Here is a 19,843-nt window from a genome sequence, read left to right as displayed (position 1 = left end):
ATTGGCATCACCATTTTGTATAGAGCACTTCTTAGCCTCCTTCTTCCTCTTTTGCTTATGGTGGTTTGCCCTTTATGCTGCCCTGAACTATTCTCGACCAGATTGTAACCCGCAAGCTTCTGGATTTGTTTTGGATGCTCATATCTTGTTATATCGCCAACTTCAGCAATAAATGTTGCTGCTGTTATTACTCCTACACCTTTTATACCTAGCATTTCACTAGCACAAGGTACTTGCATGAAAAGCTCTTCTATTTTGCTTTCTATTTTTTTAAACTGCTTTACAAGCATTTCGTACTGTTCAAGTATAATTTTTATCTCTATCTCTGCCATCTCAATGCCATCCCTTTTACCAACACTTTCACTGGCAGCTTCTACAAGCTTTAAAGCCCTCTTTATACCTACTGCACGATTAACTTCCTTCTTCCAAGCTGCAAGTATTTCCTTGGCTCCAATACCTAATATCTTTGCAGGCGTTGGAAATTCTTTCAATGTTATCAGTGCCGCTTTCCCTTCCCAATCTGCAAAAACTTTATTAAACTCAGGAAAGTATATATCAAGCCATCTTGCAATCCGGTTCTTTATCTTATTTAAGTCCTTTGTAAGCATTTCCCTTATGTTCACTGCAATTCTAAGCTCGCTGTATATACCATCAGGTATATTAGGTTCAACATATCTTCCATCTTTAACTAGCATTGCAATTGTCTTAGGGTCTTTTCTGTCATTTTTAGTTGGCGAGTTATCATCAAATTCCTTACTTCTTTTTACGTGGAATGGATTTACCAGCACCACCTTATGGTTCTTATCTTTAAGAAACTGTGCAAAGCAGAGCCAATAATGGCCTGTTGGTTCCATGCCAACCATTAAATGCTCTTTGTTGCTTTTATTCATAATCTCTGCAGCCCATTTAAAGAATCTTTCCATTCCATCGATGTCATTGCTAAATTCAATACGCTTACCGTATTCTATTCCTCTAAAATCAAAAGCTCTAGCGTGATGTGTCTCTTTAGCAATGTCTACACCTACAATTAATGTCTTTTCTGTTATTTGCAATATCTTTGAATTTTGGTTATACTTCATATTAGGTACCTCCTTGTTATTTGAGAGTCGTGTTCATGAACAATCGACATCTTGTATTTTATCAGGAGGTACTTTTTATTTCAAATCTTATATTTTTTTATTACAGGAATGCTCCATTTCTTATCTTTTGAAGTACACTGTATTTTTCTGTTGACATTTTTTTTAAATAGCTTGCTCTTTGTATTGTTTTTGCTGTTATTAATACATACGCTGATTTCTTTTGTAGCTTTGCTCCACATTTTTCTCTTAGTGGACAATGTTCACATGTTTTTTTATTGAAGGATGGTACTATGTCAAGAAAAAGTACAAATTAAAATGAGCAAGTTATTCCCTAATATTTCCATACGTATTAAATTATGATTTCAAGCAGAGAATGTCTTTATGCATATTTATTGCTTACCCAATAAGTTTTGTTGTTTTCTTCAAGTATTGTGCTTCATACTGATCTGGCGATTTATAGTCGCAGTGGCTATGAGTTCGTACAGTGTTATAAAAGGTCTCAATATATTCAAATACTAGCTTTCTAGCATGATCATAATCTTTGATTTTATATTGATTTAGCCATTCACGTTTGATTAGTGAATGAAATGACTCTATGCAGGCGTTATCCCAAGGACACCCCTTCTTTGAGTAACTGAGTGTCATTTTTGATGCAGCTTTCCTGTATTCCTTCGATACATACTGACTTCCACGATCACTATGGATAACTAGTGGGTTAGTTAACCTTCTAGTTGCCTTTGCTTTATTTATGGTATCTAAAACACATGATACCTCTAGTGTTTTGGAAAGTGTCCACGCTATAATTTTCCGTGAATATAAATCCATGATACTGGTCAGGTATACAAATCCATCTACAGTCCATATATATGTTATATCAGTACACCAGACTGCATTATGAGAGTCCGGATTGAACTGTTGCTGTAAAATGTTCTCAAGAGAACTGCTGAAGTTTGAGTTACGTGTTGTAACTGTATAAGGCTTGATATACCTTGCTTTTAAGCCCATTTCCTTCATATATTTACCTACAGTTCTTTCTGAGATGACCTCTCCAGCTTTATGTAGTTCCTTTGTAATTTTTGGAGCTCCGTAAATATCATGAGACTTTGCATGGATTTCACGAATTTTGTCCTGGACAGACTCTTTCCTTAGCTGCTGTTTTGATGGTTTACGCTTTAACCAAGAGTTATAACCGGATCTGGAAACGCCTAAATAGCGCAGCATTCCGCTGACAGAAACGCGGCGTTTCCCTTTGGAAGCTTCACACTTGCGATAGACTTCAAGATAAATCGCCTCTGTCATTTTCCCAGAATGCTGATGGCTTTTTTTAGCACATCAAGTGCATCCTTTGCATCGCGTAATTCTCTCCGTAGCCTAGCATTTTCTTTTTCTACGTCAGAAGCGTAGTTACCAGAACCACGAGTTGGGATTGTTCCGTTATTGGTGCTATAATCCCTAACCCACTTGCTAAGAGTGCTATAACCTATACCAAGGTTTTCTGCACACCCTCGAAGCCCTAGATCCTTATGCTCAAGGTAATACTCGACAGCTTCCTCCTTAAATTGTTGGTCATGTTGTTTTGCCATGAGAAGTTCCCCCATTCTTTCTATATTTATTGTAATACTTATGCGGAACTTTCTCAATTCAACTTGTATTATTTATATTCTACCATCAATGATTTCAGCAAAGCCTTTTGCCCATGAGTTTAAAACAAACTTTCTTGTTCTTTCATCCAAGTTTAAGAATCTGTCATCCATTGTGATTTGTTGATATTCGTTTGGTTTGAATGCCATGGCTACGTATCGCTCCTTCTATTTCCTTTTGTTTATATTTCTATTTTACCATATTTTCAGTTTATCATGGATGAAAAAATACTTTTGACACCTTAATCAAGTATTTTACAAATACGTTTGCCATGGCTTCCATTTCTTCATGAAGAAGATCTCTTCCTGTTTCCAGATTGTAAAGATATAGCCTTTCACGGAAACGGCTAAAAGTCCTATCGCTGAAAGGTTGACTTTTGAAGCTTGTAATGTGAAGGGCGTATTGGAAACGAACATCACATAGGATGCTTGCTAATAGTTCGTCGTCTGTAAGATTAAACATTTCTTTTAATATTAGGGCTCCAATTATTGCGTTTACAGGACTGTTTGGACGGGAAGCAGGATTGTCACTGTACAATACGGAAAAGCGTTTTTCAATGATTGCTGGAAATATGATTTCAGCAAAGCCTTTTGCCCATAAGTTTAAAACAAACTTTCTTGTTCTTTCATCCAAGTTTAAGAATCTATCATCCATTGTGATTTGTTGATATTCGTTTGGTTTGAATGCCATGGCTATGTATCGCTCCTTCTATTTCTTTTTGTTTATATTTCTATTTTACCATATTTTCAGTTTATCATGGATGAAAAAATACTTTTGACACCTTAATAATAATTGCATAGTATTATTTATTTTATTAAGACATATTATTTACTATGAATGTATAGGCAGGGAGGGATATTTATTGCCACTTAAAAAATATTACAAGATAGCAATTCCTATTTTATTGTTAATATCAGTCAGCATTTGGGGAATATTATTTTTCAATAAAACATTATCTACAGTAGCAGATAACAAAGAGGAAATAAAACCTTTCTTAGATGCGTTCTTTGAGTCCCGAGGCAATGTACTTCTAAGTGGAAACATTAAAGATATAGAGAAATACTACGATGCAGCAAATACATATGGAAAATGGGCATTAGAACATGAAATGAGGCGAATTAATTATGTAAAAGGTTGGTCAGAAAAAAGAAATCTAAAATTCACTGAAGCTCAATCAATATACAGAATTAAAAGCATAAAAGTAGGTGAACAATCTATATGGCTGTATTTGGTAGAAACGATGAAAATGGGATATGAATATAATGTAAAGCCTAACATAATTAACTACATGGGACTAGGTATCCGCCATTCAATACAACTGGTAAAAGTTGATGGGAAATGGGTCATTCGCCGCGATTGGTATTACGATCCTCTGGATGAAGATTCCGCATTCATAGATATCAGCCCAGCCGACGGTATCGCCTCGGAGATATCGCCTGCAAATTCAACTCCGTCAGGTGACAGCCAAAATAAGAAAAAAGGAAATTACGATCGTGAAGGTGCTGTAAGATACGCTGATACATATGCCGGTGCTGCTTGGGGCAGTGGAAACAATTATGAATACAATGAAAAGTATAGAGATTACAATGGTGTTGGCGGTGACTGTACAAATTTTGCTTCACAAGTTCTCCATGAAGGTGGCGGACTTAAAATGGATTACGTGTGGAATTTCAATGGTCGTGATTCAAGCACAGCATGGGCACAAGCTCCAGCATTATTCAATTATCTTATATACAATGGAAAAGGAAGGCTTATTGCACAAGGCACATATACTAATATGGTAAAGCCATCTGACACACATCCATCAGGTGCAATACGAGAACTGCAAAAAGGCGATCTCATATGTTATGAAGAAAAAGGAGAAATTGTTCATTTTGGAGTCGTAACAGGCTTTGATTCTTATGGAATTCCTGTTGTAAACACTCATACATCAGACAGGTATCATGTTCCATTTGATTTAGGTTGGGACAAAAAAGTTATATATAGATTTATCCATATAAATGACTAAAGAGAGGAATAATCCTCTCTTATGTTTTTAGACTATGTCTGATCAAGGCTTGTAAGTACATCATCAAAAACATCTATTCTGCATTTTTGATTTCTTACATCCCAATGGCTGCATATCTCACAGCTTCTTGATAAAGATTCTTCAGTAGACATTGTTGATGTTTTGCTTAAAGAATCATCAAATGTAAAATCAGGACACATTTCACCTACAGCCTTTAATTGCTCACTATTAGCCATTTAAATCACCACCTGTACTTCTTCTTATTTCACTTTCAATGTCTTCCGGAGTCAATCCTGTAGCATCGATTATTGGTGATCTTGTATGAGCAGTCTCATATCCCATCATATCTTTATGCTGTCCTGTTATCACTACCGCATCATAATCGTCTACTCTAATACCACTTAAATCACTATTCTGTTCAAGATTAATTACATCATACCCTTTATTAGACAGATATCTTTTAACATTTGAAAGCTGACTCTCAACTGCTATTCTTTTCCCCATTGAAACACCTCCTATAGCGAATACATAATTAGTATTAGATTAATATGTGTTTTTATTCGTATAGGAGAACTATCAATAGTGAAATTAATATTAAAAAAGCTGATGCTATCAATAATACGCTTCCCCACTCAATCATATATATAAAGTCATTTCTTTTTTCAGGCAGTTCCTGATTCCGAAGTATCTTTTTAATAGTACGCCTATCGTTAAACCAATACGAAATATATAAAAATCCACCAACAAGCCCAACAACACATCCAACTATGAAAAAATAATTGCTGTAGTTAATATACGTCGTATGTATCCCATTTGCAATAATATTAATAATAAGAGTCAATACGGATAAAATTACGCCAAGTACAATCCCTCTCAAAATAACACTCCTTATCATCTTATGTATATTATTTTAGCAAAAATACCTTAAAATATCTATGTATGACCTGTTTACCAGGTCATACCAAATAATACCTTATAATCCTATCAGCATATTCAGCTCTTTTCTCCCATGAATTTTCCTTTGCAATATCGATAAGTCTTCTTCTCTTTTGGTCGTCATAATTTTCCAAAGCTTTTTTTATCATATTAGCAAATTCAGCTTTTCCATCTGCAGTATATATGCCTTCACATCTTAGTATAGACGGTAAATTTGAAGAAACAACTGGTTTACCAGCACTTAAGTATTCATACATTTTTATAGGATCAACACCTTCTGTCATAGATGTTACTTTAAAAGGAATTATACATACATTAAAATACTGTAAATAATTCGGAAGTATGCTATACTTTTTTTCACCTAAATAAAAAATGTTATCTCTTTTTGGCAGCCTCTTCACATTTAAATTCGGACCAATATATACAAAATTGTATTCAGGACATGCTAAACTGATATAGTTAACAATATTCCAATCGATCCACGATGCCAATGCACCAATGTACCCTACAATCGGTTTTCCCTCCGGCAAATCAGATGGCCTTTTTGAAAAGATTCTCTCCGCTTTATTAAAATGTTCAAAATCTGCACCATTTGGCAGTAAGAATGTCTTGTTGTTAACTCTTTTATTTATATTATAAAGTTTTCTAGATGAAGCAAATATAATATTAGCAGCTTTCTGCATTTCTTCAAAATTAAGTTTCCATTCTGAAAATTCGTCTGAGGGATAATCTATGGAGTCAAATATTACATATTTTTTCTTAAACATATTTATATAACTGTAATTGGGAGGATATGAAATCCACAATATAGGAGTTTCTCTTAATTTTATGCTATCAATCCCAACACCGTTTACTAAATATAAATTTTCTTTTAATTCAGTTATTCCTTTCTTGTAACTTGTATCATATGTTTTATTTAAGTAGAATACCGTATAATTTTTAGTAGCCATACAGCTCAATATCTGCTGCGGTCTTTGAAAAAGCCAACTAAAATTAATCGTAGGCGGATATACAATCGTCGCCATCTAAAATCCCCCTATGCAACTTAATTTCTTCTCTATATATCATTGTATTCAAAAAAATTTATTTCGCTCATTATGTCATATCATATATTTTGTATTGATAAAATCACATATTCTAATTATTGTTAATTTATCTACAAAGAAGGATTTTTAAATCAAATGTAGAATATTAATAATTGGCTATTTTGTAAAGGAGGTGTTGACAGAGTAAATGCATATAAAAAAGAAAGATGAATGCATAAATATAATGATTGTACCAAACTCTAAAAGCGACATAAAAAATATTAAAATAAAAAAATCTACTTTTAAAGCTGCTATTATCGCAGCAATGATATTTTTATTGGGGATATTTTCTTCCGCTTTTTATTTTGCCGGTAAATATACATATCTTTATGCAACCATAAAAGAGAAAGATAACATAATAGCTGAGAAAAATAAGACGATTTCTTTGAAGGACCAAAAAATCGCTGAAATGAAAGATCTAAATGATGTTCAAGATAAAAAAATAGCTATGTTAAATGATAATGCAAAAAAAATAAATGATAAAATAAAAAGCCTTGATGAATTAGAACAAAAGGTCAGAAGGATGGTTGGGCTCAGCACACAAAAAACTAGCCGTGGCGGTATAACCCGTGATTCAAGAAGCTTAACGCTTGATGAAAAAACAACAAATGAACTTTCAGATGAAATAGATAATAAGATATATGAATATAAAACACTTATAGATGATATAAATAAAAGATTGGATTATCTTGCTTCACTGCCTTCTGCTTATCCCGTCACAGGATCTATAACATCACCATTTGGAAGTCGTACTTCTCCGTATGGTGAAAGTTCTGAATTTCATCCTGGTATTGATATAGCTGTCGGTTATGGTACTCCTGTTAAAGCAGCAGGAAAAGGAGTTGTAACTTATGCTGGATGGCTTTCAGGATACGGAAATGTGGTCATGATTAATCACGGTTATGGAATCACTTCCGTTTACGGCCATAACTCTCAATTGTTGGTAAAAGTTGGACAAACTGTAAACAGAGGCGATATCATAGCAAAATCGGGTAACACTGGCCGCAGCACAGGACCACATGTACATTTTGAAATAAGACTAAATGGTAATCCAGTTGATCCATTAAAATATTTAGGCAAGTAGAGTACACACAAGTCAAAAGGAGTTATAAGGAGGTGCTTTATGTTTCAAAGGAAAGATGTAAATACATTGGATATTAATACTGAAAAGATTGATACAATAATTGGTAAAAACACTACAATAGAAGGCAATATAAAGTCACAAGGTGCAATGAGAATTGACGGCAATGTAACCGGTAAAATTGAAGTACAAGGCAGTATTATAATTGGTGAAAGCTCAAAGATAGAAGCCGATATAAAAGCTGATAATATTTCTGTATCAGGAGAAATAACAGGAAATCTAACGATAAATAATCAGGTTCAGATAACATCAACCGGAAAAGTATACGGCGATATTGAGGTGCAAAATCTTATTATCGATGAAGGTGCAATTTTTGATGGAAACTGCAAAATGAATAAAAAGATCAATAATAGTGCTGACAACCAACCAAAGAAAAAAGATAATAAATAGGGAGCAAATATATGCTCCTTATTTATTTATAAGTCTATATAATATAGCTGTTGCTTCAGCACGAGTTGCATAATTTTTTGGCATAAAGTGATATGTATCATATCCAGATATTATTCCTCTGTTAGATAATGCCATAATGTCATTTTTAGCAAAGCTATTTCCTATATCTACAAATAGGCTATTTACATATGGTTTATATCCACATGCTTTTGCTATTATAGCAGCAATTTCTTCTCTCGATATATTATTATTAGGTCTAAAACTGCCGTCACTATATCCATTAACTATCCCAAGCTTTTTAGCTGTTGCAATAGCGTCTTTTGCAAAGCTCTGCTGCGTATCCCAAAATCCCTCGCCAGGCTCTTCTTTTATTCCCTTTACTCTTAATAACAAGGTAATGAATTCTGCTCTAGTTATGTAATTATTCGGTCTATATGTACCATCACTATATCCGGAGACATATTTAAGCCTTGCCATATCGTTTATGTCATCTCTTGCCCAGCTTGCAAATATATCTCCGAAATAATCCACCGTATTACCCTCTATAACTTCCCAGAAATCTTGATTCTCATAGCCTAATTTCCAAAAAGATATATCATCAATTCCAATCGATGAAAGATAATCAAGCTTTAATTTAAAACTGTAGGAATTTTCAAACCATACGGTATGTTTTACACCGTTTTTATAGTATATATAATACGGCTCTTTAGATGTATTATCCCACATAACATTCCCACCATAAGTATTTATAAGGCTTTTAACTTTATCCTCCGTCACAGATGTAGTACCACTTAAAGACCAGTCGTAACCATAAGCTGGAAGCCCCATCACTATTTTATCTTTATCTATCGTTGAAAGAGCATACTTGGTGACATTTTGAAGCCAATCGATTGAACAAATAGGACCGCTGTTTCCACCAGACCAATGCTGATCATATGCCATTATAATAATTTTATCTGCTATCTTAGATATTGCCGCATAGTCAAAGCCTCCCGCCCAAAAACTCGAAGGACTATCAGCTGTCATAGCTGGTATTGCAACGGTCAGCAACAAATTGTTTCTGTCTAATTTTGATTTTAGATCTGACAAAAATTGATTATAATTCTGTCTATCAATATACCCAACATTCTCAAAATCGATGTTTACTCCTTTATAATCACCGTCTTTTAAAGCACCAACAATATTATCAATTAAATTATTTCTTGCTGCATTATTGCTTAAAACCGAATGTATCAAGCTGTTATCAAAAGTACCTCCTCTTATGTTATGAACTAACAGAAGAGGAGCAATATTATTTTTTATAGCTTCATCTTTTACTGCATCATCTTCTTCACCATTTAAATTTCCATTTTCATCTATTCCATAGGTAAACGTTATTACATAGTTAATATGTGATTCATTGTTGACAAACGAATTATAAGAGTTATTATCGTTCGAATAATCACGCGTTGCATATGCATATATTTCTCTTGCTGATGCATTTGTTTTAGCAAAATTGAATATAAACAAAGAAAGTATTAAAGAAGATGCTATCAACATAAAAATAACCTTTTTTATATGCATGCCAATATCCCCCTTGTATCATGTTCAACTTATATGATAACATTGGCAAACATATCGCTTCAATAATATAAATTTTCCTTATAAGGAAGAAAGGCCCATAAGGGCCCTCTTTATACTTGAAACATGCTTCTTGTATTATTGATATCTTGTGGGTTTGCATTGCTTACAGGATACCAACCTTTTTGTTTCATTATATTGAATAATTCATAGTGTACATCATGTTCTTCATTTAATATATTTTTTATGCCGGAAAAAACATTTTGATTCGCACTCTCTATACAAGCACTATTATACGACTGTAAAAGCAATATTTCTGATCTCAAACAGTCTGCTGTTATATCTCTTTCAGTTAATGTTTGAGCAGTTCCTGCTGTTGGTTCATTTACGGCATATGCAGTACCATTACTGTTTGCATTGCTTAGATTTTGTCTTGTTGTATTATCAATTGTCTGACTTATGCTACCTGTAGGTGCATAATCATTAGGCATTCCTGTTACATTTATACCGCTTGTTGCTGCAGCATTTGATGATACATTTCTTAAATTCGAATTTGTATACGAATCTATCTGTTTGCTTATGCTGCCACCAGACATGTCCGGCATAGCTGCTGAATTCATGGCAGTAGTATTTACCTTTGCACTTTTTCTAGCCATCTATATCACTCCTATTTCAATAAATTTAATAAAGAGTTGTAATGATTTTGATGCACGTTTATATTTTTTTGAAACACATTTTTAAGCTGTGGATCTGTAACTTGATTCACTGCTGTCTGATATTTCTTTATTATCAATTGCTCTGATGCAAGTTCGTCCGAAATATATCCAAGTTCTTTTTGAGTTAATGCCATATTTTTACCTCCTCTTTTTATATATTTACAGCTTTATTATTTGTAATAGAATCATTTTAATTCAAAAAAAGCGCACAAAGCACCTTTAAACAATTGGTATATATTCGCTATTTTCTTCATTATGAATATCTTTCAAAATATCATTAAGTGTTGAAATACCGCTTTTTATCTTGTCAACTTCACAAGATGCATAACTTAACCTTATATGTGAATCATCAACTTTATTTGAAAAAAACATATTTCCAGGAACAATTGAAACATTTCTTTCTATACATTTTAAATACAGCTTCTTTGCAGAAATATCCTCATTCAACTTAAGCCAGAAATAAAATCCTCCTTCAGGAACATTAACTTCAAAATACTTATTACCTGATAAAAGATATTTCATTTCGTCAAACCGCTCTCTCATAATCTTTTTAAATCTCTCGATATGTTTTTTCCATATACCTTCTCTCAAATAAATCTCAAACGCCCTTTGCATCAAGCCAGATGTTGACAAATCTGAAACATACTTTGCCTCTGCAAAAGAATTTACAAGATTTTTAGGTGATACTATGAAACCTAATCTAAGCCCCGGCATATATATCTTTGAAAAACTCTTGATATATATTACCCTGTCGTATTTATCATACGATTTTAACGGCAAATGTTTGTTTTCACTAAAATTCAATTCATTTGAAAAATCGTCCTCTACTATATATGTGTCGTATTTGTATGCAAGCTCAATCAACTTTTTCATTTTTTCCACAGTATATGAAACTCCTGTAGGATTTTGAAATACCGGCATCGTATAGATTAATTTTGGCTTAAAAATTTTAAGCTTTTCTTCTAATTTATTAATATCAATCCCGTCTTTATCAAGTGCTATATCGACAATTTCCGCACCTCTTGATTTAAACGATGCTATTGCCCATGAATATGTGGGCGATTCAACAAATACACAATCACCAAAATTTATTAAAGCTTTTGAAACAACGTCAATTCCCTGCTGTCCACCTGATATAACTTGAACGTCTTCATAATTAATATTTATCTCGTCTTTCTTTATAAATTCACAAATAGATTTTCTAAACGGCATATACCCTTTTGTATCTTGATATTCAAATGCATATCCTCCATCTCTTTCTAAAACCTTGTTTATAATTATTTTAAAATCATCAACTGGAAACAATTCAGGGTTTGGAGAAGAAGATGAAAAATTTATCATATTTTTACTTAAAAGTATATGTCCATGCTCTAATGCCTTAATATCTTCTCCTGTTAAGTCATTTTGTTTTATGTTTTGTGAAACATATGTTCCGCTACCAACCTTTTTATTTACATAACCGTTTAATTCAAGCAATTTATAAGCGTTAATAACTGTTATGTTATTGACGCCAAGCTCTTTAGCTAGTGAACGTATAGTTGGTAATTTATATCCTTGTGGTATGCTACCATTTTCTATATATTTTTTGAATTGATTGAAAATTTGTATATAAAGTGGTGTATTTTTACTTTTGTCTACCGTAAAATTTACCATTTTAAACACCTCTTGATTTGTTTCGATACAATCTAATAATAACATAAGATATGAAAATTTTGAACAAACTAATATGTAAAAGAAGTTAATTTTTTAGAAGGTGATAAAATGTTTTTGCTTTTAAAAGGCGGTGAAGTCTATTCGCCCAAATACATTGGGAAAATGGATATATTGACATGCAATGAAAAAATTATTAAGATCGGAAATAATATTGCTTTTAAAGATTTGCCAGATATTTCAATTATAGATTTAAGCGGATGCATCGTAGTGCCAGGCTTCATTGATCAACATGTTCATATTGCAGGCGGCGGCGGTGAAGGAGGTCCTGCCACAAGGACTCCGGAAATCAATTTGACTGATCTTACTAAAGCAGGTATTACCACAGTCGTGGGACTTTTAGGCGCTGATGGCATAACTAGAAGCATGTCGGAATTGCTAGCCAAATCAAGAGCCCTTGAAGAAGAAGGCCTTACTACGTATATATACACAGGTGCTTATGAGCTCCCTACGAGAACCCTTACAAATAGCGTGCGGTCTGATATAGCGATAATCGATAAAGTGTTAGGCACTGGCGAAATCGCAATATCCGATCACAGATCGGCTCAACCGACTGTAGAAGATCTCACAAAACTTGCAGCAGAAGCCAGAGTTGGCGGGCTATTAGGAAATAAACCGGGAATTGTGCATTTGCACGTTGGTGATGGCATAAGAGGTCTTACGCCTATCATAGACATCGTTAAAAATACTGAAATACCAATTACTCAATTTATCCCGACTCATGTAAATAGGAACAGCCATCTTTTTTTGCAAGCACTTGAATTTTTGAAAATGGGTGGTCGAATTGACTTGACATCTGATATAAAACCTGACGAAAATTCTAAAACTGCCTTGACACCAGAAAATGCCATAAAAAAAATTATTGAAAATAACCTATCCATTGACAATGTAACCATGAGCTCTGACAGCAATGGAAGTATACCTGTATTTGATGAAAATAAAAAACTAGTCAAAGTCATGGTTGGCAGTACATTGACATTGTATAGAGATCTAAAAGAAATAATAACACAAGGAATACTTCCCCTTGAATCTGCAATTAAAATAATAACTGAAAATGTCGCAAAAGTACTTTTGTTATATCCAAAAAAAGGGTGTATAAAAGAAAATTCTGATGCCGATTTTGTAGTTCTGGACAGAAATTTAAACATTTCATCAGTCATAGCAAAAGGCCAATTTATGATTAAATTTAATGAAATCGTAAAAAAAGGAATATTTGAATAAAAGGACATCTGGCAAGAAATGTCCTTTTACCTTGTCTATGTATAAAATTAATAATTCCTTTTTAAAGCATCATTGGCTATATCTATCATTAAATCTTTTTGTTCACAATCTGGTATAATATCAAGAAACTTGATGGCCTTTTTGACATATTTTAATGCAAGATCTTTAGCAAAGTCTATACCCCCGCTCAATTTCACCTCTTTGACTATACGGTTTACATCTTTTTTGCTTAACTTATTCTTCAACAAAATGTCCTCAATAGCTTTTTTATGACTAGTACTAAGAGCATAAATCAGCGGCAAAGTATAAATACCATTTAATACATCACTTCCTAGTGGCTTTCCTACAATTTTTTCTACTCCTTCATAATCGAGTATATCATCAGCTATCTGAAATGCCATACCAACATTAAGACCAAAGCGCCTCATAGCCCTTGTCAATTCTTTTGACAATCCTGCTTGAGTAGCACCTGATTCACAGCTTATCGCAAAAAGCAAAGCGGTCTTTCTGTAAATTCTCTTTAAATATCTTAATACGCTTATATCTAAGTTATATCTATTGTCAAATTGTTCTATCTCGCCTTCGCATATAGCCTTTACTCCTCTTGCAATCAATTTTAAATTTTCCTTAGAAATGATATCTGCTATGACATTAAAAGCTTGGCTGAATAAAAAATCACCTGTAAACACTGCTGTTTCTTTCCCATATTTGCTTTGAACTGACTCACGGCCTCGCCTCATCTTTGAATCATCAATTATATCATCGTGGACTAATGTGGCCATGTGCATTATTTCAATAGATGCAGCAATTGGAATAATTTTATCTTCGTTGTATTCACCGAGCCTTGCAATCGCAATAACCAGAAGTGGTCTTACTCTCTTTCCACCGGACAATACTAAATCTTCTACAGCTTTTTTTATTGTGGGCGAACTTGTCTTAATATTTGATAAAAGAAAATCATCTATTTTCTTCATATCATCTTTTACAAAGGCATATTTATCAAACAAAATTAACACCTACCACCTAGAATTATATTCTATGTTTTTTATATATTTTCTAAAAAAATTGGCCACAAATCCCGTAAAAATACCCATTATTATTCCTGATATCATTAAAACTGGTAAATATGAGAATATCAGAAAATTATTAATAACAATAGATGCGACTAATAATTGCCCTACATTATGGGCAACCGAGCCAAAAACGCTCACACCAACCAGACTGAAATACCTGCTGTACCTTTTATAAACGATATACATTATGCATGCGCTTAAAATGCCTCCAGATACGCTAAACAAAAATGCTGTTATATTTCCAACAAGCAATTGTGCCAGTAACGTTCTCAAAACAACCACAATGAGAGAATCTTTGAAACCAAACATCAATATTGTTACTAAAGTAACTATATTAGCAAGCCCAATCTTTATCCCTGGAACAGGGATAGGGACGGGAATAAAGCTTTCAACTATATTCAGCACCAATGCCTGTGAAATCAATATAGAAACATATACAATTTTCTTAGCAGACAGTTTCACGACCTCCAATCCAATAAAACACATCATAATTATTATATTTGTTTTTTTATTTTTAATCAACAGATACCAATTATTATGAAAAATTTTTATTTGTTATTTTTATTTGTTAAATAATTATGCTATAATCAAGATGGTAGATAAATTTTAACAGGAGGTTTTTATATGAGCGCTAAAGTAATAGTGTTAGGCGGGGGATTCGGAGGAGCTACTGCTGCGCAAAAGCTTGATAAATATTTACTTAACGACGATGTTGAAATAACGCTTATTGAAAAAAACGATAGTCAGACTTACCTTACAGAACTGCATGAAGTAGCCGGAAACAGAATAAAACCCGAAGGCGTCAAGGTTTCATTAAAAGAAGCGTTAGAATTTACTCGTGTAAAAATTGTACAAGATGAAATAAAAAGGGTTGATATAGAAAATAAAAAAATCTATTCAGACACAGCAGAATATGGTTATGACTATCTAGTGATAGCTTGTGGCAGCGAACCAGCTTATTTTGGCATTCCAGGTATGAAAGAACATGCTTTCACCCTCTGGTCTTTAAAAGATGCTGAAATTATAAACAAACATATTCGCGATATGTTTAAAAAGGCACAGCACGAAACCAATAAAGAAAAAAGAGCAAAACTGCTTACATTCATAGTCGGTGGTGGTGGATTTACCGGAGTGGAAATGATGGGTGAACTTATGGAATGGGTCGATAGATTATGCAAAGAATATAAAATTCCAAGAGACGAAGTTAGATTAACTCTTGTAGAAGCATTGCCTAAGATCCTGCCAACAGTAAGCAGAGAACACTTAGTTCAAAAAGTAGTGAATTTCTTCAATAAAAACGGTGTAGAAATTAAGACAAATTCTATGATTACAAGTGTTACACCCGATAGTATAACACTAAAATCCGGAGAAGAAATCCCTACAAAGACACTGATTTGGACAGGCGGAATTCAAGGAAACAGCTTCGTTGCCAATATCGGCCTTGCTACAGACAAGAAAGGAAGAATTGTTGTAAACAAATACATGGAATCATCTAATCCATATATATACGCTATTGGCGACAGTGCTTCATATGTAGGAGAAGATGGAAAACCTATGCCAGCACTGGTGGAATCAGCACTTCAATCTGCTGATGCTGCTGCATATAATATCGCCGCCTCCATTAAAAATATGCCAAAGAAAGAGCTTAAGCTAAATCTTCATGGAAATATGGTATCTGTAGGAAGAAGATTTGCAATTGCTGAACTGTCTGGCATTGGCGGACTGTCAGGATACCCAGCTACGTTTATGAAACACATAGTAAATATGCATTACTTATTTGGTTTAAGTGGTCTTGGCATGTGTGCTCAATATATAAGAGATCAGTTTATAGATGTACCTGATAAAGGTAAATTAAGCATAATTGAAAACCATGTAGCTGTTACTACAAACATGTTCTGGCTATCCCTCATGAGAGTTTTCTTAGGCTTAATGTGGATCATCAGTGGTATTCAGCACATACAAGAAGGTTGGCTGTCATCAGTTAAATTATCCGCTGGCGCATCAGCAGCTCCAATGCAAAATGTACCTGCATGGTATGGCTGGTTTATGGAAAAATTCATATTCCCTCACGCTATATTCTTCCAGTCAGTAATAACATTGTCTGAAATAGGCATTGGTCTTTTGCTTGTTGCAGGACTATTTACGTTTATTGCTGCACTTGGAACCATATTCCTCCATATTAATTTCTATCTATCAGGTATGGCGACATTCAACAATTGGTGGTACGTCATAACTGCTATAGCAATAATGGGTGGTGCTGGTAGAGCATTTGGCCTTGACTACTATGTAATGCCTTGGCTTTCAAAAGTATTAAAGCACTGGGTTAGAAGGAAAAAACTAAAACTTAATGTATTTTAAAAAAGGCTGTAGGAATTCTCCTATAGCCTTTTTGCTAATTGCATCCTTATGTTAATTTCCACAAAGAAAGCTTACGATAAACAATAAATATCAATAGATTAAGTATTGCCGCACCAAGAAATAAATATTTTGTGTTTATAATACTTGCAATCCAGCCAGATCCAAACATAGACAATGGCACTCCAACCATAAACATTGCACCTGTAATTCCACTGATACGTCCAATAAGATGTGATGGAGTTGTTTCTTGACGATAAGTATATATACATATAGCAAAAATCGAATTAAATATGCCTTCTAGAAACAAAGAAAGTGCTATTAAAAAAATATTACTTGCAAAATACATGATTAGGTAAGCAAAGCCAATAGAAAATATGGCTATCCCTATTAATTTACCAAGCTTTAGCTTTTTAGAAATATAATCTGTAGATAGACTTCCTATTAAACCACCTAATCCAGCAATCGAAAATACCAGTCCAAGTTGAAAACTGCTTAAATGAAATGAGTCTTCTGCAAAAAAGATTACCATTGAATCAAACAAACCACTAGTAGCATTGGTGAAAACAACTATTAATGTTAACAACCAAAGAGAATGGTTTCTCCTAAGCTCAATCCAACCTTCCTCAATATCTTCCAAAATTGACTGATTTTCCCTTTTTGCTTCTACTTGTTTTTTATGACTCTTTAAAAAGGAAAATACAATAACCCCTCCCAACAAAGCAAACATAGTAATTAGCAACCCGTCTTCAAGATTAGAAAGTACTAAAATAAAGCCTGAAATCGCAGGTCCGATGATCCCTATAAATGTTGAAATAAAAGAAAACTTTGAATTGGCTGAAGTAAGCAAATTATAAGGAATAACATCTTTAACTATACTTGTCATAGCATTATCATAGCAGTAAAATAATGCCATAAAGAAAAAACCTATTACATAAAAGAGCGAAATATATTTATGTCCACTTTTTATTGAAATGTACAGTGTGCTTAATAATATTATTTGTATAAATAGCGTATATATTAAAAATCTTTTTCTATCTGTTCTATCAACTAACACACCTATAAATACTGCTAATAAAAGATTTGGCAAAAATTCAACTGCCTTCATAGTTCCCATAATAATCGATGATTTAGTTAATTTATAAATTAATAAAGGTAATACTAATTCATAAACTTTACTGCCAAAACTGATTAATAAATCTCCTAACAATAGAATTAAAAAATTTTTTTGTCTCCATAATAGTTTTGTTTCATCCAGGTTAAAATCTGACAAGTCTTCTTTTATGTCATCATTGTTCAAATATATCACCACCTTAATAAACTATATTAAATTAACTCATTAAGCTAGAGAATTATTGCTTAATGAGTTAATTTTTAACTTAATATATAGTTAAAGTCAAAAATAATAGAAACACATTTGTATTATATTAATTTTTCGTAAGATCAGTAAAATAATTTAATACATCTTTAATCCTTAGTAACACTTCATCTTCATCCTTGCCGGTTATTAGAACCTGCCCTGTTCGCTGAGTAGTATCTATCTTAGTGTCAGGCATTTCCTTACTAGGATCCCAACTGTATTCTACCTCTAAGACTCCTGGCATATCCATTAATAATGAACTATCTGGTAACGACTTTATAGTAGGTGAAACAGAGGGAAGAAAAGTCCAACCTACGCATTGCGAAGTTTTAGCTGGTGTAGATAAAACTTTTTCGCCAAGGGCTAATCGAACAAGAACTTCATATAAATTAATATCATATAAATATTGAAATGCCTTATAAATAAACCCTCCTCCAACACGAGCTCCACATTCACTAAATACAAGTTCGTCATTTTCATCATTTTTAAATAATTCCATATGAAATACGCTATTTTTTAATCCAAGCTTTTGTAAAGCCTTCTCAACAAATTGATGAAATTTATTATAAAGTTCTTTATTTGTTTCGGGATGTAAAGTCACACTGCCTACTATTCCTCCATTTCTTATTCCAATTAAAGGAAAGTTGTACTTTGATGCTGTAAAGCTTTGAAGTTTACCTTCTAAAACCCATCCATCTATATGCCATTCATCACCATATACAAAGCGTTCTATTACCATACTTCTTGGAATTTCAGCAGGATTTTCATCCAATTTTTGTTTGTGAAGTTCTATGCATTTTTCTAACTCTTCTTGGCTATAAGCTATATAAGTATAAGAAGTAGCAGCACCTGCAACTGGTTTAAGTACTACAGGATATGGATATTTCTCGTCAATAACAAAATTTTCGATATCATCGATCATCCAAGAATCAGTCACTGATACAACCCCACGTAATAACTTCTTTTGATAAAATTTGTCTCTAAATGCTACCGCAACATGTGGTTCAATATATGGCTTAGAAACAATGCAGCTTAAAATTGAAGCATTTACTAGAAAATATTCCTCCGTTGTTATAACAGCATCAAAATTGGTTTCATTTGATCTCATTAATGAAAAAAGTGTAGTTTCATCTTTAGAAAGATTCTCTACAAAAATCCTTTTTTCATTATCACCACAAGCCGGAAGTTCACTTATATCTTCCCACGGATCAATAAGAATTGTACTATGTACACCAAGCTTATTGCAAGCATCTACTAAACCTTTGCGATAACCTAACATGAGAATACGATATTGTTTAGTCATAAGTAAAACCTCTTTTCATAATGAAAATAGCGTCATCTCCAATTGAGATGCATAACTAGACAAGAAAGGCAAGCCCCTGAATTGTTTGCCAATTCAACAATAAATGATTTAGTTTATTTCTACCAAATTCATTCATCAAAATTCACCCACTATCATTTAACACATTTCTTAAATAATTTATTATTTCTACAAAATTGTTAAAATTCCTTCTTGATTTGTTAAATTAATCTCATCTTAATGCTATATTAATCCCAAAGAAAAAAAC

General features: G+C 33.3%; 22 protein-coding genes. 5 read left to right on the top strand and 17 right to left on the bottom strand.

The features are described 5' to 3' along the window. From J2Z80_RS11630 to J2Z80_RS11615, 5 genes are all read right to left on the bottom strand, one after another. Window positions 1-1,079: IS110 family RNA-guided transposase (locus J2Z80_RS11630; RefSeq protein WP_209454541.1), on the bottom strand; the 1,079-nt coding region annotated here is incomplete at its 3' end. A gap of 396 nt (window positions 1,080-1,475) precedes the next feature. Continuing rightward, window positions 1,476-2,378, bottom strand: a complete 903-nt coding sequence (locus J2Z80_RS11625) for an IS3 family transposase (RefSeq protein WP_209454540.1) — start codon at window positions 2,376-2,378, stop codon at window positions 1,476-1,478. Next, the gene (locus J2Z80_RS11620) at window positions 2,375-2,719 is read right to left on the bottom strand and encodes a transposase (RefSeq protein WP_209454539.1); all 345 of its coding nucleotides are present in this window, start codon (window positions 2,717-2,719) and stop codon (window positions 2,375-2,377) included. The genes J2Z80_RS11625 and J2Z80_RS11620 overlap by 4 nt, the downstream gene beginning before the upstream one ends. 15 nt (window positions 2,720-2,734) lie before the next feature. After that, entirely contained in the window at window positions 2,735-2,869 is a 135-nt protein-coding gene (locus tag J2Z80_RS15205; protein WP_280953192.1) for a hypothetical protein, read from the bottom strand. A 64-nt stretch (window positions 2,870-2,933) separates the two neighbouring features. Beyond that, complete coding sequence (locus J2Z80_RS11615) at window positions 2,934-3,410, bottom strand: transposase (protein WP_245301294.1); 477 nt, start codon at window positions 3,408-3,410, stop codon at window positions 2,934-2,936. Between the two features lie 172 nt (window positions 3,411-3,582). On the opposite strand from J2Z80_RS11615, the gene J2Z80_RS11610 reads away from it, so the two are divergent. Continuing rightward, a complete protein-coding gene (locus tag J2Z80_RS11610) occupies window positions 3,583-4,728 on the top strand; it encodes an amidase domain-containing protein (protein ID WP_209454538.1) in 1,146 nt (381 codons plus the stop codon). 32 nt (window positions 4,729-4,760) lie between these two features. On the opposite strand, the gene J2Z80_RS11605 is transcribed toward J2Z80_RS11610, so the two are convergent. The 4 genes from J2Z80_RS11605 to J2Z80_RS11590 all read right to left on the bottom strand — a co-directional run bounded on the left by J2Z80_RS11605 (window position 4,761) and on the right by J2Z80_RS11590 (window position 6,689). Next, entirely contained in the window at window positions 4,761-4,964 is a 204-nt protein-coding gene (locus J2Z80_RS11605) for a hypothetical protein (RefSeq protein WP_209454537.1), read from the bottom strand. After that, the gene (locus J2Z80_RS11600) at window positions 4,957-5,232 is read right to left on the bottom strand and encodes a YkuS family protein (RefSeq protein WP_209454536.1); all 276 of its coding nucleotides are present in this window, start codon (window positions 5,230-5,232) and stop codon (window positions 4,957-4,959) included. The genes J2Z80_RS11605 and J2Z80_RS11600 overlap by 8 nt, the downstream gene beginning before the upstream one ends. Before the next feature lie 52 nt (window positions 5,233-5,284). Further along, window positions 5,285-5,605, bottom strand: coding sequence for a hypothetical protein (locus J2Z80_RS11595; RefSeq protein WP_209454535.1), 321 nt, complete (start codon window positions 5,603-5,605; stop codon window positions 5,285-5,287). Window positions 5,606-5,684: 79 nt separating this feature from the next. Continuing rightward, window positions 5,685-6,689 carry a glycosyltransferase gene (locus J2Z80_RS11590; RefSeq protein ID WP_209454534.1) on the bottom strand — a complete coding sequence of 335 codons (1,005 nt, stop codon included), beginning with the start codon at window positions 6,687-6,689 and terminating at the stop codon, window positions 5,685-5,687. Window positions 6,690-6,897: 208 nt separating this feature from the next. Here J2Z80_RS11590 and J2Z80_RS11585 point away from each other — a divergent pair, with 208 nt between their 5' ends. Further along, window positions 6,898-7,833 (top strand): peptidoglycan DD-metalloendopeptidase family protein, encoded by a 936-nt coding sequence (locus J2Z80_RS11585; protein ID WP_209454533.1) that lies wholly within the window; start codon window positions 6,898-6,900, stop codon window positions 7,831-7,833. A gap of 39 nt (window positions 7,834-7,872) precedes the next feature. Continuing rightward, window positions 7,873-8,280 (top strand): bactofilin family protein, encoded by a 408-nt coding sequence (locus J2Z80_RS11580; protein ID WP_209454532.1) that lies wholly within the window; start codon window positions 7,873-7,875, stop codon window positions 8,278-8,280. 18 nt (window positions 8,281-8,298) lie between these two features. Here the strand turns inward: J2Z80_RS11580 and J2Z80_RS11575 are convergent, their stop codons facing one another. From J2Z80_RS11575 to pdxR, 4 genes are all read right to left on the bottom strand, one after another. Continuing rightward, window positions 8,299-9,843 (bottom strand): S-layer homology domain-containing protein, encoded by a 1,545-nt coding sequence (locus tag J2Z80_RS11575; RefSeq protein ID WP_209454531.1) that lies wholly within the window; start codon window positions 9,841-9,843, stop codon window positions 8,299-8,301. 110 nt (window positions 9,844-9,953) lie between these two features. After that, window positions 9,954-10,496, bottom strand: a complete 543-nt coding sequence (locus tag J2Z80_RS11570; protein WP_209454530.1) for a spore coat protein — start codon at window positions 10,494-10,496, stop codon at window positions 9,954-9,956. An 11-nt stretch (window positions 10,497-10,507) separates the two neighbouring features. Continuing rightward, window positions 10,508-10,690, bottom strand: coding sequence for a spore coat protein (locus J2Z80_RS11565; protein WP_013788410.1), 183 nt, complete (start codon window positions 10,688-10,690; stop codon window positions 10,508-10,510). Between the two features lie 85 nt (window positions 10,691-10,775). Beyond that, window positions 10,776-12,209, bottom strand: a complete 1,434-nt coding sequence (pdxR, locus tag J2Z80_RS11560; RefSeq protein ID WP_209454529.1) for a MocR-like pyridoxine biosynthesis transcription factor PdxR — start codon at window positions 12,207-12,209, stop codon at window positions 10,776-10,778. A 108-nt stretch (window positions 12,210-12,317) separates the two neighbouring features. Between pdxR and iadA the strand changes: the two genes are divergently transcribed. Continuing rightward, window positions 12,318-13,487, top strand: coding sequence for a beta-aspartyl-peptidase (iadA, locus tag J2Z80_RS11555; RefSeq protein ID WP_209454528.1), 1,170 nt, complete (start codon window positions 12,318-12,320; stop codon window positions 13,485-13,487). Between the two features lie 47 nt (window positions 13,488-13,534). On the opposite strand, the gene J2Z80_RS11550 is transcribed toward iadA, so the two are convergent. Both J2Z80_RS11550 and J2Z80_RS11545 read right to left on the bottom strand, forming a co-directional pair. Beyond that, window positions 13,535-14,503: a polyprenyl synthetase family protein gene (locus J2Z80_RS11550; protein WP_349292601.1), complete on the bottom strand. Its 969-nt coding sequence runs from the start codon at window positions 14,501-14,503 to the stop codon at window positions 13,535-13,537. Then, window positions 14,504-15,022: a Gx transporter family protein gene (locus J2Z80_RS11545; protein WP_349292600.1), complete on the bottom strand. Its 519-nt coding sequence runs from the start codon at window positions 15,020-15,022 to the stop codon at window positions 14,504-14,506. A 162-nt stretch (window positions 15,023-15,184) separates the two neighbouring features. Here J2Z80_RS11545 and J2Z80_RS11540 point away from each other — a divergent pair, with 162 nt between their 5' ends. Next, on the top strand, window positions 15,185-16,918 hold the full coding sequence (locus J2Z80_RS11540; protein ID WP_209454526.1) for an FAD-dependent oxidoreductase: 1,734 nt from the start codon (window positions 15,185-15,187) through the stop codon (window positions 16,916-16,918). A 46-nt stretch (window positions 16,919-16,964) separates the two neighbouring features. Here the strand turns inward: J2Z80_RS11540 and J2Z80_RS11535 are convergent, their stop codons facing one another. Both J2Z80_RS11535 and J2Z80_RS11530 read right to left on the bottom strand, forming a co-directional pair. Continuing rightward, window positions 16,965-18,215, bottom strand: a complete 1,251-nt coding sequence (locus J2Z80_RS11535; RefSeq protein WP_209454525.1) for an MFS transporter — start codon at window positions 18,213-18,215, stop codon at window positions 16,965-16,967. Between the two features lie 127 nt (window positions 18,216-18,342). Continuing rightward, a complete protein-coding gene (locus J2Z80_RS11530; RefSeq protein ID WP_245301293.1) occupies window positions 18,343-19,554 on the bottom strand; it encodes an ATP-grasp domain-containing protein in 1,212 nt (403 codons plus the stop codon). Window positions 19,555-19,843 lie beyond the last annotated feature (289 nt).

This window comes from Thermoanaerobacterium butyriciformans (assembly GCF_017874545.1).
Classification (GTDB): domain Bacteria; phylum Bacillota; class Thermoanaerobacteria; order Thermoanaerobacterales; family Thermoanaerobacteraceae; genus Thermoanaerobacterium; species Thermoanaerobacterium butyriciformans.
The sequence above is the reverse complement of the archived record's forward strand: the minus strand, read 5'-3'. Positions and strand labels throughout refer to the sequence as shown.

Bases quoted from the DNA above. Each gene is read 5' to 3' on its own strand.
- J2Z80_RS15205 (WP_280953192.1), bottom strand. From the start codon at position 2,869: ATGGCATTCAAACCAAACGAATATCAACAAATCACAATGGATGACAGA.
- J2Z80_RS11590 (WP_209454534.1), bottom strand. From the start codon at position 6,689: ATGGCGACGATTGTATATCCGCCTACGATTAATTTTAGTTGGCTTTTT.
- J2Z80_RS11575 (WP_209454531.1), bottom strand. From the start codon at position 9,843: ATGCATATAAAAAAGGTTATTTTTATGTTGATAGCATCTTCTTTAATA.
- J2Z80_RS11625 (WP_209454540.1), bottom strand. From the start codon at position 2,378: ATGACAGAGGCGATTTATCTTGAAGTCTATCGCAAGTGTGAAGCTTCC.
- J2Z80_RS11605 (WP_209454537.1), bottom strand. From the start codon at position 4,964: ATGGCTAATAGTGAGCAATTAAAGGCTGTAGGTGAAATGTGTCCTGAT.
- J2Z80_RS11565 (WP_013788410.1), bottom strand. From the start codon at position 10,690: ATGGCATTAACTCAAAAAGAACTTGGATATATTTCGGACGAACTTGCA.
- J2Z80_RS11570 (WP_209454530.1), bottom strand. From the start codon at position 10,496: ATGGCTAGAAAAAGTGCAAAGGTAAATACTACTGCCATGAATTCAGCA.
- J2Z80_RS11600 (WP_209454536.1), bottom strand. From the start codon at position 5,232: ATGGGGAAAAGAATAGCAGTTGAGAGTCAGCTTTCAAATGTTAAAAGA.
- iadA (WP_209454528.1), top strand. From the start codon at position 12,318: ATGTTTTTGCTTTTAAAAGGCGGTGAAGTCTATTCGCCCAAATACATT.
- J2Z80_RS11615 (WP_245301294.1), bottom strand. From the start codon at position 3,410: ATGGCATTCAAACCAAACGAATATCAACAAATCACAATGGATGATAGA.
- J2Z80_RS11585 (WP_209454533.1), top strand. From the start codon at position 6,898: ATGCATATAAAAAAGAAAGATGAATGCATAAATATAATGATTGTACCA.
- J2Z80_RS11540 (WP_209454526.1), top strand. From the start codon at position 15,185: ATGAGCGCTAAAGTAATAGTGTTAGGCGGGGGATTCGGAGGAGCTACT.
- J2Z80_RS11530 (WP_245301293.1), bottom strand. From the start codon at position 19,554: ATGTTAGGTTATCGCAAAGGTTTAGTAGATGCTTGCAATAAGCTTGGT.
- pdxR (WP_209454529.1), bottom strand. From the start codon at position 12,209: ATGGTAAATTTTACGGTAGACAAAAGTAAAAATACACCACTTTATATA.
- J2Z80_RS11580 (WP_209454532.1), top strand. From the start codon at position 7,873: ATGTTTCAAAGGAAAGATGTAAATACATTGGATATTAATACTGAAAAG.